Annotated in this window: 6 protein-coding genes; 3 read left to right on the forward strand and 3 right to left on the reverse strand. The window is 64.7% G+C overall.

Annotated features, from left to right (window positions below; all coding sequences use genetic code 11):
* The first annotated feature begins 1 nt into the window (after position 1).
* Genes AB7M33_RS01990 through AB7M33_RS02000 form a run of 3 tightly spaced genes read left to right on the forward strand, consistent with a single transcriptional unit; the run spans position 2 to position 3,745 of the window.
* Entirely contained in the window at positions 2-571 is a 570-nt protein-coding gene (locus tag AB7M33_RS01990; protein WP_323055829.1) for a GNAT family N-acetyltransferase, read from the forward strand.
* Entirely contained in the window at positions 568-2,928 is a 2,361-nt protein-coding gene (locus tag AB7M33_RS01995) for a capsular polysaccharide biosynthesis protein (RefSeq protein WP_454242352.1), read from the forward strand. The genes AB7M33_RS01990 and AB7M33_RS01995 overlap by 4 nt, the downstream gene beginning before the upstream one ends.
* Complete coding sequence (locus AB7M33_RS02000) at positions 2,864-3,745, forward strand: phytanoyl-CoA dioxygenase family protein (protein ID WP_454242353.1); 882 nt, start codon at positions 2,864-2,866, stop codon at positions 3,743-3,745. Before AB7M33_RS01995 ends, AB7M33_RS02000 begins: the two co-directional genes overlap by 65 nt.
* A 668-nt stretch (positions 3,746-4,413) precedes the next feature.
* Here AB7M33_RS02000 and AB7M33_RS02005 read toward each other — a convergent pair.
* From AB7M33_RS02005 to AB7M33_RS02015, 3 genes are all read right to left on the reverse strand, one after another.
* On the reverse strand, positions 4,414-5,157 hold the full coding sequence (locus tag AB7M33_RS02005; protein ID WP_454242354.1) for a hypothetical protein: 744 nt from the start codon (positions 5,155-5,157) through the stop codon (positions 4,414-4,416).
* A gap of 294 nt (positions 5,158-5,451) precedes the next feature.
* Positions 5,452-6,804, reverse strand: a complete 1,353-nt coding sequence (locus AB7M33_RS02010; protein ID WP_238215131.1) for an aminotransferase class I/II-fold pyridoxal phosphate-dependent enzyme — start codon at positions 6,802-6,804, stop codon at positions 5,452-5,454.
* Positions 6,805-6,812: 8 nt separating this feature from the next.
* Complete coding sequence (locus AB7M33_RS02015; protein ID WP_454242355.1) at positions 6,813-14,315, reverse strand: SDR family NAD(P)-dependent oxidoreductase; 7,503 nt, start codon at positions 14,313-14,315, stop codon at positions 6,813-6,815.
* Between the last annotated feature and the right edge of the window lie 102 nt (positions 14,316-14,417).

The raw sequence follows: 14,417 nt of genomic DNA on the forward strand, positions 1-14,417 counted from the left end.
CGTGGTGCGCATTGTTCTGGGATCGGACCTGGCGCCGGAGCGTGCCGCAGACCCTGCCTTGGCCCAGTTGCTGACCCAGGGGCGCGGTTCGCTAGCGTTTCTGATTGGCAACCCTGCTTGCCGCTATCGCCTGCTGGGCGGGGCCATCCACTGGGACCGCGTGCTGCTGGCCTTCGAAGGCGAGCAGGCGCTGGGCTTTGCCGCCTTGAAGCATGACGGGCGTGGGCCATTTGCGTTGCACTGGCGGCCGTTCATTCGCGAGTTCGGGCTAATCAGTGGCTGGGTGCGCTTTGCCGGGTTTTGCCTGAGCGAGCTGCGCGAATGGCGTTACCCGTTCTTGTTGTATGGGCTGCGCGTGAGCAAGGCGGCTCGCCAGCAAGGCATGGGGGCGGCGTTGGTGCAGGCGTGTTGTGCGCATGCGGCCAAGCTGGGCTTTACCCAGGTCGAACTGGAAGTGCCGCTGAACAACCCGCGGGCCAAACGGCTGTACCTGCACAATGGCTTTGCCCTGCGCCGCAAGCGTTGGGTGCCGTTCCCGCCGGTGCGTGGCATGTGGCGGGGGGTGCCATGAACCGTATTGAAGCGCCGGCAGCAGTGGCCTTGCAAGCACTGGTGGACGGCCCGGGTTGGGTCGGCATCATGTCGCAGTGGGTTGCCTGGAAGGTGCTGCACCTGCCGCAGTTTCTTGGGCCCGAGGGCCCGCCCTTCTGGCTGTGGCGCCGGGGTAGCAAGGCGCCGAAGGGGCTCAAGGCGATTGCCGGTATCGGCTACAAGCAGTCTTCTGCGCAGGCGCGCGTGTTGTGCCAGCGCTGGGGGCTGCCTTATATCGCGCTGGAGGACGGTTTTTTACGGTCTTCGTCGCTGGGCATCGAAGGCGACACGCCGATGTCGATGGTGGTTGACCCGATAGGTATTCACTACCTGGCAGACCGGCCTTCGCTGCTCGAGAACATCCTGCAACAGCCCGAGGCGCTAACCGAGCATGAGCTGGAGTGCGCGCACGCGCTGATCTCGCTGATGCGCAGCACGGGCATCGGCAAGTACAACAATGCCCAGGACCTGCCCGCAGACGACCCGCTGGGCCGTGAGCGGCCATTGGTGCTGGTGGTTGACCAGACGGCGGGCGACTATTCGATCCCCGGTGGCGGTTTGTGCGAAGCGGACTACGTGCGCATGCTCGATGTCGCCTTGGCCGAGCACCCTGATGCCGATGTGCGGGTGCGTATTCACCCAGACTGCCTGGGCGGGCAGAAACCCAGCTGCCTGCTGGCCGCCGCGCAAGCCCGGGGCGTGCCGCTGGAGGCACGACCAGTGGCGTGGGCGTCGTTGGCCAAGCGGGCTCAGCGGGTGTATGTGGGCACCAGCCAGGCTGGGCTCGAGGCGTTGATTCAGGGCGTGGCGGTGACCTGCTTCGGGCTGCCGTTTTACGCTGGCTGGGGCCTGACCGACGACCGCATGCCCATCCCCCGCCGCCAGGCGCGGCCGAGCCTGGAGCAACTGGTGGCGGCGGCGTACATCCGTTATTGCCGCTATGTCGACCCGCTCACCGGCCAGCTGACCGATGCGCTGACCGTCGCTCGCCAGCTGGCGCGCAAAAAGGCACGCGACACTGAATTTGCCGGGCCTACCACAGTGCTGGGGGTCAAGCGCCACAAGCAGCACAACATTCGCCGCTTCTTTGCCAGCCGCTGGGGCCAGCTGCGTTTTACCGTGGATAGCCCGCAACTGGTGCAGCAGGTGGCGGCAGAAAACGGCCGGCTGCTGGTGTGGGCCGCGCGGGAGCCCGCCAGCCTGGCTGAACGCGCGCGCCAGCAGGGGGTGCCGATCTGGCGGGTCGAGGACGGCTTCATGCGGTCCACGGGGTTGGGGGTGAGTAACAGCCCGGCCCTGTCGTTGGTGCTGGACCGTGGCGGCATTCACTATGACGCCGCGTCGGACAGTGACCTGGAGTGGCTGCTGCTCAATACCGACTTCGATGACGCCAGCCTGGCCGAAGCCGCGCAGTTAAGGGCGCAGATCGTCGCCAGCGGCACCAGCAAGTTCAACCTGCGCAGCGGGCCGATTCCGCCGTTGCTGGGCCAGCCGGGCCAAACACGGGTGCTGGTGGTCGGCCAGGTCGAAGATGACGCTTCGGCGCTGTGCAGCGGCGGCGGCGCAGGCTGCAACCTGCGCCTGCTGCAACGGGTGCGCGCGCAGTTGCCGGACGCCTGGATCATCTACAAACCCCACCCGGACGTCGAGGCCGGCAAGCGCCAAGGTCAAGTTGCCCCGGCGCTACTGGCGGGCCTGGCTGACCAGGTGTTCGGCGGTGTCGATATCGCCAGCCTCTACGGCCAGGTCGATGCGCTGCACACCTTGAGCTCCACCGCTGGCTTCGAAGCGCTGCTGCGCGGCGTGCCGGTGGTGACCTACGGCACACCGTTCTACGCCGGCTGGGGGTTGACCCACGACCACCAGCCGCTGCCGCGCCGCACCCGGCGCCTGACCCTGGACCAGTTGGTAGCCGGCGCCTTGATGCGCTATGCGAGCTATGCCGACGTTCAGCAAGACTTGCCCTGCGATGCCTGGCACGCCCTCGCTTGCCTGTCGATGCCGCGCCCTGCGCGGTTGGCCGAACACCGGCGCGTGGCGCCCGCTGCTCAATTACTCCCGGACCATGCTCGGCTGCGGCCGGCCACTGGCCCCATCAAAGGACTAGAACATGCCCGTATCGATCAAGGACATCGGCCGCTATGCGGCGCTCCCCTGGCATTGCATGCAACTGGCCACCCACGCGAAATCGTTCGAGAACAACCCGGTGCTCGGCAGTGCGCGGCTCAATGCGCTTGGCCTGCATGTGCAGCGTCGCCAATTGGCGATGGCCATGGCCAGCTACCGTCGCCAGGCCCTGGCCTCGCGCCTGGATGCCGGCGAGCGTGCGCATTTTGAGGAAAACGGGTTTTTCATCCGCGAAAACGCCCTGCCCGCTGACCAGTTCGCGGCGTTGCGCGCCGAGTTGGGTGCCTTGCGCAGCACGGGTTGGGAGATGCGCCAAGGGCGTGCGGTTACCCGCCGGGTCAGCCTTGACCAGGATGTGCTGGCCAGCAACCCGGCCAGTGCGGCGTTTGTGGCGGACCGTGGGGTACGGGACCTGATTGCCTATGCATCGTCCAACACGGGCGGCATTACCTATCAGCTGCAGTCGATCATCATCGATGCTGCCAATGCCGACCAGGACCCGCAAACCCGCCTGCACGCAGACACCTTCCACCCCACCGCCAAGGCGTGGTTATTCCTGGATGACGTGGCCGACGACCAAGGGCCGTTCAGTTATGTGCCGGGGTCGCACCGCCTGACGCCCGAGCGCCTGGCCTGGGAGTATCAGCAAAGCCTGGGCGCTGCCCGCTCGACCGAACAGATGCACCGCGAGGGCTCATTCCGTATCGACACCCCCGGCCTCGCCGCCCTTGGCCTGCCGCAGCCGCGCCGCTTTGCGGTGCCCGCCAATACCCTGGTGGTGGCCGATACATCCGGCTTCCACGCCCGCTGCGCCAGCCACCAGGCCAGCCACCGGGTAGAAATTTACGCCAGCTTGCGGCGCAACCCGTTCATCCCTTGGCGCGGCGCGCACCTGTTTGCCCTGCCGTGGATTGCCAACCATCACATGCGCTGGGACATCCGCCTGAAGCGCTGGATGGGTTTTGACAAGAAGAGCCATTGGCGGTTTGTGGAGCAGCTGAATGCCTATGAGCCGCCGCATATTTGAGGCAGTTATCCCGTCGGTCAACACGGACCTGTAGGAGCAGCCTTGTGCTGCGAAGACGCCAGTGGCAGCAGCGGAGATTGATTGCGCTAGCACCGGCCTCTTCGCAGCACAAGGCTGCTCCTACAAGGGACTGCGCCTGGCGAAAGCCCTTGCGTGCGCTCAATTATTCCTTCGTTCAGCACCGACCTGTAGGAGCAGCCTTGTGCTGCGAAGACGCCAGTGGCAGCAACGAAGATTGATTGTGCTGGCACCGGCCTCTTCGCAGCACAAGGCTGCTCCTACAAGGGACTGGGCCTGACGAAAGCCTTTGCATGTGCTCAGTTATTCCTTCGTTCAGCACCGACCTGTAGGAGCAGCCTTGTGCTGCGAAGACGCCAGTGGCAGCAGCAAAGATTGATTGTGCTAGCACCGGCCTCTTCGCAGCACAAGGCTGCTCCTACAAGGGACTGCGCCTGATGAAAGCCTTTGCGTGCGCTCAGTTATTCCTTCGTTCAGCACGAACCTGTAGGAGCAGCCTTGTGCTGCGAAGACGCCAGTGGCAGCAGCAAAGATTGATTGCGCTAGCACCGGCCTCTTCGCAGCACAAGGCTGCTCCTACAAAGGATTGCGCCTGGCGGTTGGCTCAGCGTGACTTCATTAATTATTGCCAAGCCCTTGCGTGTGCAGGATTAAAAGCTGACGCCAAGTTTTATACCGTATTCATCCTGCACCTGCGTATCCGTTGGGGTCATTACAAACTGCCCGTCCAACTCATATTCAAAGCGGCTGTAATACAACGAGGCAATCACCGGCACCACGCCATCCTGATTAAACAGCAGGCTCATTTCGGCAAATGGGTGAGTGCCGTCTTTCAAATCCACTTTCTCGTTGCTGATGCCATGGATCTCCAATTGCGAATCACCATTGATCAGCTTACGCACGCCGGCTTCGAAACGTAGGGTCGCGGTATTGAACCGGTAGTTGTAACCCAACGCCACCTTGGCAAAAGGCGTGCGGTTGGTGAGGTCGATGTCGTACTTGCGGTTGTTCGGCTGCAGGCGGTTCCATTTGTAACCGCCGCCCAGCAGCAGGTCGACGGAATGGCGCTCAGCCAGCGCAATACGCCAGCCCAAGTCGAGGTCGGCCTGCGCGTCCTTGACCTTCTGGTTCTGGTGCTTGCTATAGAGGCCGCTGAGTTCTGCCTGATAAATGAACCCGTCGGTTGACGTCATTTTATTGCCGAAGTTAATGAATGCGCCGCCTTCTGGCATATGTTCCGTGTCGGTTTTACCGTGCCCGGTGAATTCCTGTTCGGTGTAGCTTCCCTGTAAGCCAAACGCAAAAGCCGGTGCAGTGTGAGAAGTCGCATCGCAAACGGTTGGCACGGCGCAGACGCACACCGATACAACAGCAGCAAGAGTCACTCTGCTCATAAGTACTCCATCGGATACACGACGGGCCCAGGGGGTGGCCCGGTTAATGATCACGATAGTCGTATTTTTTAAAGTTGCAGGCGTTACGCAAACTTTACACAGACACTTTTTCGCGTCGTTTTAAAAAGGAATTATTTAGATGTTTAACACTAGAGCGCTCGAAGTAAGTTCGGCTTTTCTTGCTTCGATTTAATATGATTAGCCGCTTTGCAGTGGCCAGATTCCAGCTATCATTGATGGCTCATTGATGGCACGCCACAAGGGCTGCCAAGCAGCCCCTCAGACCTCACCCCATCACCCCAGCCGCGCCATCTCTTCAGCGACCACCGCCACGGTGTGCTGGATCTGCTCGGGCGTATGCTCGCACGAGACAAAAAAGCGCACCCGCGCTGCCTGCTCCGGCACGGCCGGGTAGACGATCGGCTGGGCATTGATGCCCCGCTCAAACAAGGCACTAGACAACCGCCCCGCCTTGAACGAACTGCCGGTAATCACCGGGATCACCGCAAGCCCCGTGCTGGTGGCGGTGTCTAGGCCCGCTTCACGCGCCAGGCGCAAGAACAACTCGCCCCGCGCCTGCACCTGGGCAACCCGCCCGTTATCCGCCGCCAGCAGCTGCAACGCCGCCAAGGCCGACGCTGCGACCGCCGGCGGCATGCCGACGCTGTACAAAAAGCCCGGGGCCAGAAACTTGAGGTGCTCGATCAGCGCCGTGCTGCCAGCGATATACCCGCCGCAACTGGCCAAGGTCTTGCTCAAGGTGCCCATCCAGATGTCGACGTCATCACCCGCCAGGCCAAAGTGCTCACGGATACCTTTACCCGTGGCCCCCATCACGCCCAGCGAATGCGCTTCATCCACCATCAGAAACGCTTTGTGCTTGCGCTTGATGTCGACGAACCGGGGCAACTCAGGGTAGTCGCCGTCCATGCTGTAGATGCCTTCGACCACCACCAGCACCCGCTCGAAGTGCTGGCGCTGCTCGCTCAACAGGCGGTCCAGCGCCTGCCAGTCGTTATGCGCAAAGCTCAAACGCCGTGCACCGGACAACTGAATGCCCTGCAGGACGCTGTTGTGAATCAGCTCGTCATGCACCACCAGGTCGCGCGGCCCGAACAGGTAGCCGATGGTGGTGACGTTGGTGGCATGGCCGCTGACCATCACCACGGCGTCGTCCACCTCGTACAGCCTGGCCAACCCCTGCTCCAGCTCACGGTGCAGCGGGCGATCACCCGAGACCGGGCGGCTGGCAGACACCGAGGTGCCGTAGCGGTCGATCGCCGCCTTGGCCGCCTCGGCAACGTTGGGGTGGCCGGAATACCCCAGGTAGTTGTAACTGGCGAAGTTCAGGTACTCACGCTCGCCAATCTGGGTCTGCGCGCCGGCGGTGCCTTGGTGCAAGCGGAAAAACGGGTTGCTCAGCCCCAGCCGCTGCGCGGTTTGTTGCATCACCCGCAGGTGCTGGTAACCCGGGTGCTGGTCGAAACGGTAAAACGCTTCAGGCACCTTCAATGCAGCCTGCTGCACCTGCTCCAGGGTGGCACCTTCCGCGCCTTCGGCGCCTGTGTTACGGCGCCGCGCAAGGGCTTGCTGGATCAGGCGTTGCTTGGCGTCGCCACCAAGGCCGGTCGGGGTTTTGGCTGTCATCTGAGCTCTTAGTCAATCAATCGGTTAGGTGCCACACTGGTCTCGGCCAGTTCTGCATTCAGTTCAGCCACTTGTTCGGCGCTGAGTTCGCTGCCATGACGGGCGAGCACGTTTTGCGCCAGCTGGTCTTCGCCAGTGCCGGCTTCACCGCGCAACAGCTCAAGCAAGCGCACGCTGAGCTTATCGATGCTGGAACTGTCACTGAGTTCCATGACCGGCAGGCGAATGCCGAAGCGCTCTTCCAAGGCCACCACCAGCTCGACACTCATCAGCGAGTCCAGCCCCAGTTCCTGCAGCGGGCGCTGTGCATCCAGGCGCGCGGGCGGCAGGCGCAGAATCTCGCACACCTCGTGCTTGAGCATCTCGGCAAAGCGCTCGAGCAATTCGGCATCGTCAAGCTCGGCCAGCATGCGCTGGATGTCTTCACCGCCGTTGTCGTCTTCCTGGTCACCGCCGTGGGCACGGGCCAGTTCGCTGAAGCGTGGCGAGGTGGCGGTCGGCAGGAAGCGCGACAGGGCTTTGAAGTCCAGTTCGAGCACGCCTTGGCCGTTGTCACCGCTCAGCAGCATGGCTTCGAGCTGCGCCAGGGCCGCCTCGGCGCGCAGGGCAGCACCGCCCATGCGGCTTTGCAGGGCATCCTTGATCTGGCTGTTGCGGGCCAGGAAGCCGACGTCGTCAATCGCGCCCCACAGCACTGCAGTGGCCGCCAGCCCTTGGGCACGACGGTGGCGCGCCAAGGCTTCGAGCCAGTGGTTGGCGGCGACGTAGTTAGCCTGGCCGGGGTTGCCGAACAGGGTGGTGGCCGACGAGAACATCACGAAGAAGTCCAGCGGCAACGCTTGGGTCAGTTCATGCAGGTACTGCGCGCCCTTGGCCTTGGGCTCAAGCACGCGACGCAGCTGGTCGCCATCGAGGTTGCGGATCAGGCTGTCGTCGATCACTGTCGCCGCATGCACCAGGCCTCGCAGCGGCCATGGGCTGGCTGCGATGCGCTCGAACACCGCGCGCAGCTGGCCGGCATCCGTGATATCGCAAGCCACTGCCTGCACATCGATACCTTGAGCCTGCCACAGCGCCAGCTGCGGCTGGGCCTCGGCGCTGGCCGGGCCACGGCGGCCCAGCAACACCAGGTGGCGGGCGCCCTTGTCGATCAACCATTGCGCCGTGCGCAGGCCGAAGCCACCCAGGCCACCGGTGACCAGGTAACTGGCATCGGCTGCCAATTGCACGTTACGCAGCGGTTGTTCGCGGGTGTCGACCGTGCGTTCGATCGGGTTGGCGTAGGTGATCACGACCTTGCCGATCTGCCGCGCCTGCTGCATGTAGCGGTAGGCTTCGACCACCTGGTTGGCGTCGAACTCGCGGAATGGCAGCGGGTGCAGGATGCCTTGGGCAAACAGCGCCATCATTTCGGCGAACAGGCGACGGGTCAGTTGCGGGCGTTCGCTCATCAGCTGGTCGGCGTCGATGCCGAAGTAGCTGATGTTGTTGCGGAACGGGCGCAAGCCGATACGGGTGTTCTGGTAGAAGTCGCGCTTGCCCAGTTCGAGGAAACGGCCAAACGGCTTCAGCACACGCAGGTTGCGGTTGATCGCCTCGCCCGCCAGCGAGTTGAGCACCACATCGACGCCACGCCCGCCGGTTGCGGCCAGTACCTGGTCGGCATAGGCCAGCGAACGCGAGTCGTAGACGTTGTCCACGCCCAGCAGGCGCAGGAAGTCGCGCTTCTCGTCGCTGCCGGCGGTGGCGTGGATCTCGGCACCCAGCCACTTGGCGATCTGGATCGCGGCGATGCCCACGCCGCCAGCCGCGCCGTGGATCAGCACTTTCTCGCCCGGCTCTACGCGTGCCAGGTGGTGCAGCGCGTAGTACACGGTGAAGAAGGTGCTCGGAATGGTCGCTGCGGCTTCGAACGACATGCCCTCTGGGATGCGTGCCACGGCGTTGGCGTTGGTCACCAGGCGGTTGGCGAAGCTGCACGGGCCAAAGCCCACCACGCGGTCGCCCGGGGCGAAATCGCCGAGCACGTCAGCGCCCTTGCCTTGCACCACACCGGCAAACTCGAAGCCCAGGGTTGGGCCAGAGAAGCCGTTCTCGATCGCCTCATCAGACAGCAGGCCGAGGGCGAACATCACGTCGCGGAAGTTCAGGCCGGTGGCCCGTACGGCGATGTCCAGCTCGTCCGCCGCCGGTTGGCGCGGCTCGCGCAGCTCCCAACGCAGGTTACGAAGCTGGCCAGGCAGGTCGAAGCCCAGGCACACCCACTGCGCTGCGCTGTCGGCGCTGGCGGGCTGGTCTGCCAATACACGCAGGCGCGGCACATAGCGGCGGCCTTCGGCGTCCAGCGCCAACTCGGTTTCGCTGTCGGCGTGCAGCAACGAGGGCAGCACGTGGTCGATCGGTGCCGCGTGGGCCAGGTCCAGCAGGCGAATGCGGCAGTTGACCGATTCGTTGGCCAGGGTGCGGCCAAAGCCCCAGAACGCCGCGTCAGCGATGGCGGCGACGTCGGCGGCGGTGTCGGTGCCGTACAGGTGTTCGGCAGCGCCACGGGTCAGCAGCCAGCATTGCGGCGCCAGCGCCAGAGCCTCGCAGGCCTGCACCAGTGCGGCTGCCTGCAGGCAGCGCTCAGCCTGGCTGTCTAGGCCGGCGGCGCTGTCGAAGCCTGCCAGGTGCAGCACATGCGCTGGCGCCTGGTCCAACGCGCTGAGCTGGGCAGCCAGCGCCTGCGCATCGCCAGGCAGCAGCAGGCTGACGAGCTGGCCTTTGGCACGCAGTTGTGCGGCCAAGCACTCGGCAGCGCCCTGCCCGGCTTCGGCAAGCAACGCCCAGTGTTGCACAGGCACCTCTGCCGAGGCGTGCACAGCGCCCGCAGGCTTGTCGGCCAGCAGCACGTAGCTACCGCACGCGCTGCCAGGCAAGGCATCGACGGTGTGCAGCGGGCCAAGGCCGTGGCGTTGCAGTTCATGGCTCCAGAAGGCCGGGGCCTGCTGACGCGAAAGCGCGTGCTGCGGGCCAGCCAGCCACCAGTCAGGCTCGCCACCGAAGACAAAGTCAGCCCAACGCGCCGGGTATTGCCCCAGCAGCGCCAGTTGGCCATGGGGGTTAAGCTGCGCGCTGGCCTGTCGCAAGGCATCGCCCACTGCGCCAAGTGCGGCGAGGTCGGTCGGCACCAGTGCCCAGTCAAAGCGGCCGGCGTCGGCCAGTTGCTCCAGGCTCAGCACGCTCAGCGCAGGGCAATCGTCATGCAGGCGTTGCTGCAGCTCGGGCTCGGCCACAGCGTAGACATAATCGATGCGGTCGAAGTCGAGCCCTGCGTACAGCAGCTCGGCAAACGATGCGCCGCCAAAGCCGATTTCCAGCACACGCAGGCGCTGCCCGGCCGGCAATTGCTCAAGGCGCAAGGCCAAGGTTTGGCTGATACCGGTGAGCAGGCGCTGCTGGCCGGCCGCACCGAGCACCAGGCGCGCCAGGCTGCTGCCGCTGGTTTCGCGCGGCAACAGGCTTTCGAGCGTTTGCTCGCCCGTCAGCAAGGTCGGCAGGTGACGGCCAATACGCCCCACCGAATGAATGATCTGGAAGTACTCGGGGTAGCTCTGGAACAGTTCCTGCCAGATGGCCTCCGACGACGGGCGCTCGTCGCTGTCGACCAACTGCCAGCTGCCATCGGCGTTGCGCAGCACATTGCCGTCCTGCTCGGCGTGGCGCAGCAGGGTCGCCAGGTAATCGCCCTGGCCCTGGGACCACAGCGCGACCTGTTCGGCGCTAAGCTGGCCACCGGCCTGCTCGACCAGGTCGAGCACAAAGCTGGCACACAGCACATCCAGCAGCGGTTCGACTTCATTGAGGTAACGCAACTGCGCCGGCTCGTCGGCCAGGCTGTGCAGCGAGTCAGCCACCGGCGTACCGGCCACGGCGTGGCGTTGCACGGCAACGGCATTGCCCGGTGCGGCCAGGCCGACGTGGCCGAGGCGCTTGATATCGCCACTGCGGTCGTACTGCAGGCGCACGGCGCGCATGCGCGCATCCTTGATCGCCAGCACGGCAGCGCCGCTGGCATCGAACAGGGTGAAATCAACCAACAGCGAATGCGCGGTGCGCTTGCGCTGGCGTACCTCAGCCAGCACCGGCACAGCACCTGCCGTGCTGAAGGCGATACGCCCCAGCTTGACGGGGATGAAGGCCAGCCCGTTGTTGCGGCCCGGGCGGCTGGCCAGCAGTTCGGTAATCAGCTGGAAGGCACCGTCCAGCAGCGCCGGGTGCAGGTGCAGCGTGTCCAGTTCGTGCTCGATGGCGGCAGGGACGGCCAGTTGCGCCAGCACCCGCTCTTCTTCTACCCAAGCCGCGGCGACGGTCTGGTAGGCCGGGCCGTAGTTCAGGCCAACCGCACAGGTCAGTGCCAGGTGCTGCTCGCCGCTGAAGTCCGCCGGGCGCTGTGGCAGCGCCGGCGCACGGGTGTCCAGCATGACGCCACGGGCTTCGCCCGGAAGGCGCGCGACCACGTGCTGCACCCAGTCTTCATGCTGCGCCAGGTTGCGCGAAATGATGCGCAGCGTGCCGTCGGCCTCTTCGATGTGCACGCGGACTTTTTTGCTGCCCTCGCTGCTCAGCAGCAGCGGGTTGTGGATTTCCAGTTCTTCGATGTCAACGAACTCACCTGGCTGGTGCAACTGCGCCGCCGCCAGGGCCAACTCGGTGAAACCGGCACCGGGGAACAGCACCGACTCGCCCACTTTGTGGTCGGCCAGGGTCGGGAACAGTTGCGTGTCCAGGCGGTTTTCCCAGGTCAGCGGCTGGTCGACGACGGGGTAACCCAGCAACGGGTGCACGCGCTTGCGGTTCAAGGGGCTGTGCGACTCGGCACTCACCGGCAAGCTGAAGTGATCACGCTGCCAGGCATAGTTCGGCAGGCGTACCTGGCGCCCGGTAACCGGGAAGCGCGTTGCCCACTGCGGCTCGACGCCGGCAATCAGCAGGCGCGCCACAGTGCGTTCCAGCAGCAGCGGGCTGTGGTCGTTGCGCTTGAGCGTGCCGACCACCTGGCCAGGCTGCTCGCACTGGTTCAGCACATCGGTGACGTAGCTGCGCAGAATCGCGTGCGGGCCGATCTCGACGAACAGGTTGTGGCCGTTGCGCACCAGCGCGTCCAAGGCGCCCTGGAACAGCACCGGGAAGCGGATGTTCTGCCACCAGTAGTGGTTGCCCAGGCGCTCGCCATCCAGCTCGCCGCCGACCACCGTGGAGTAGAACGGGATCTGCGTGGCGCGCGGGCGGATGTGCGCCAGGTCGTCGATGACGGCCTGTTCAATCGGGTTCATTGCTGGCGAGTGGAAGGCGTAGTCCAGGTCCAGGCGGCGGGCGAACACCTGGCGCTCGGCAAGGGTCTCTTCCAGCAGCGTCAGGGCGTCGACCTCTCCTGCCAGGGTGGCGCCACGGGCACTGTTTTCACCGGCGACGACCAGGCGGCCGTCCAGCTTCAGTTCAGTGATCAGCTCGCCAGCGGCTTCACCCGACAGCCCCACGGCGGTCATCTGCCCGGTACCGCGGGTCAGCCCTTGCAGGCGGCTGCGGTGGTAGATCACTTGGGTGGCGTCTTCCAGGCTCAGGGCACCACTGGCCCAGGCCGCGGCCACTTCGCCGACGCTATGGCCGATCACCGCGACAGGGTGGATGCCTTCGGCGGCCAGCACACGGGTCACCGCCACTTGCAAGGCAAACAGCGCCGGCTGGGCGATTTCGGTGCGGGCATAACGGCCTTCGCCGTTGTCACCCAGCAGCTCGGCGCGCAACGAATAGCCCGCCAGTGGCTGGAACAACGCATCCACTTCATCCACCGCAGCAGCAAACAGCGGTTGACCGAGCATCGCCCGGCCCATGCCTTGCCACTGCGAGCCGTTACCGGAGTAGACGAACACCGGCGCCGAGGCGGCTTCCAGTGCCTGGCCGGCTTCGAGCACCGCGCTCAGTTCACTGAGGGTTGGGTCCTGGGCATAGTCGTCCAGGGCCTGGGCGGCTTCGGCGGCATTGTCGCTGACCAGCAGCAGGCGATGGCTGTGCGCGTCCCGGCGGTACATGGCCTGATAGGCCACGTCGTAATAATCCAGCTCTGGGTGGGCGGCCAAGTACGCGGCAAAGCGCTCGGCGGTGGCGCGCAGGCCTTGTTCGGTCTTGCCGCTGAGCAGCAACGGTACGCGTCGCGCCTCGGCAGCTTTAGCCGGCGCAGCCTGCGGCTCGGGGCTCTGCAGGATGACATGCGCGTTGGCGCCGCCAAAGCCGAACGAGTTGACGCCGACCGTCAGTTGGCCTTCAGGCTTGAGCGGCAGCGGCTCGGTGACCACCTGCAGGTTCAGGTCGCCAAACGCGATATTCGGGTTAAGCGCCTTGACCCCGATGGTGGCCGGCACGGTGCGTTCGGTCAGGCAGTTGAGCGCCTTCATCAGGCCCGCCACACCGGACGCGGCCTCCAGGTGGCCAAGGTTGCTTTTGACCGAGCCAATCGGCAACGGGTTGCCATTGCCACGCGCCTGGGCCAGTGCTTCGCCGATGGCACGGGTTTCGATCGGGTCACCGACCGAGGTACCGGTACCATGGGCTTCCAGGTAATCGAGCTGGTCGGGGCTGATGCCCGCCTTGGCGTAGGTCTGCTTGAGCAGCGCAGCCTGGGCTTCGGCGTTGGGCAGGGTCAGGCTGGACTTGCGCCCGTCGGTGTTCACCGCACTGGCCGCGACCACGGCCAAAATCGTATTGCCATCGGCCACGGCCTGGTCGTAGTCCTTGAGCAGGAACAACCCACCGCCTTCCGAACGCGCATAGCCATCGCCATTCTCATCGAACGACTGGCAGCGCCCGGTGCGCGACAGCATGGTCGCCTTGGCAAAGATCATGAAGCCGAACGGGTGCATGTGCAGGCTGATGCCGCCGGTCAGCGCCTGGTCGACATCACCGCTGAGGATGGCCTGGCACGCCTGGTGGAAGGCCACCAGCGAAGAGGAACAGGCGGTGTCGATGGCCATGCTCGGCCCACGCAGGTCGTAGAAGAACGACAGGCGGTTGGCGGCAATGCTCATGGTGTTGCCGGTGGCGGTTGCACCATCAATCGACGCCAGGTCTTCGACCAGCCGGTAGGACTGCTCGACACCGGCGATGCCCAGGTACACGCCACAGTTGCTGCCGCGCAGGCTCGACGGCTTGACCCCGGCGTTTTCGAAGGTTTCCCAGCACATTTCCAGCAGCATGCGCTGCTGTGGGTCCATCATCCCCGCTTCACGCGGCGAAATATTGAAGAACCCCGCGTCGAACGCGCTGATGTCGCCCAAAGTGCCCGCGGCGAAGGTGTAGCTGGTCGCAGGGTTGGCCTTGTCCGGGTGCAGAAACTCAGATTTCTCCCACCGAGAAGGGTCGACCTGGGTGACCAGGTCGCGCCCCTCCATCAGGTTTTGCCAAAAGCTGGCATTGGAAGATCCAGGGAAGCGGTACGAACAGCCAACGATTGCAACCTTTCTACGCTTAATCAAAACCTATTCCTTCAAATCTCATCGGGCACCGTCCCATCCGTCGGACAGCCGGCATGCCTGGCCTGGCCATGAATCTGGCAGGTCGTTTTATGACACTGATGA

This window comes from Pseudomonas sp. Y3 TE3536 (assembly GCF_053629175.1).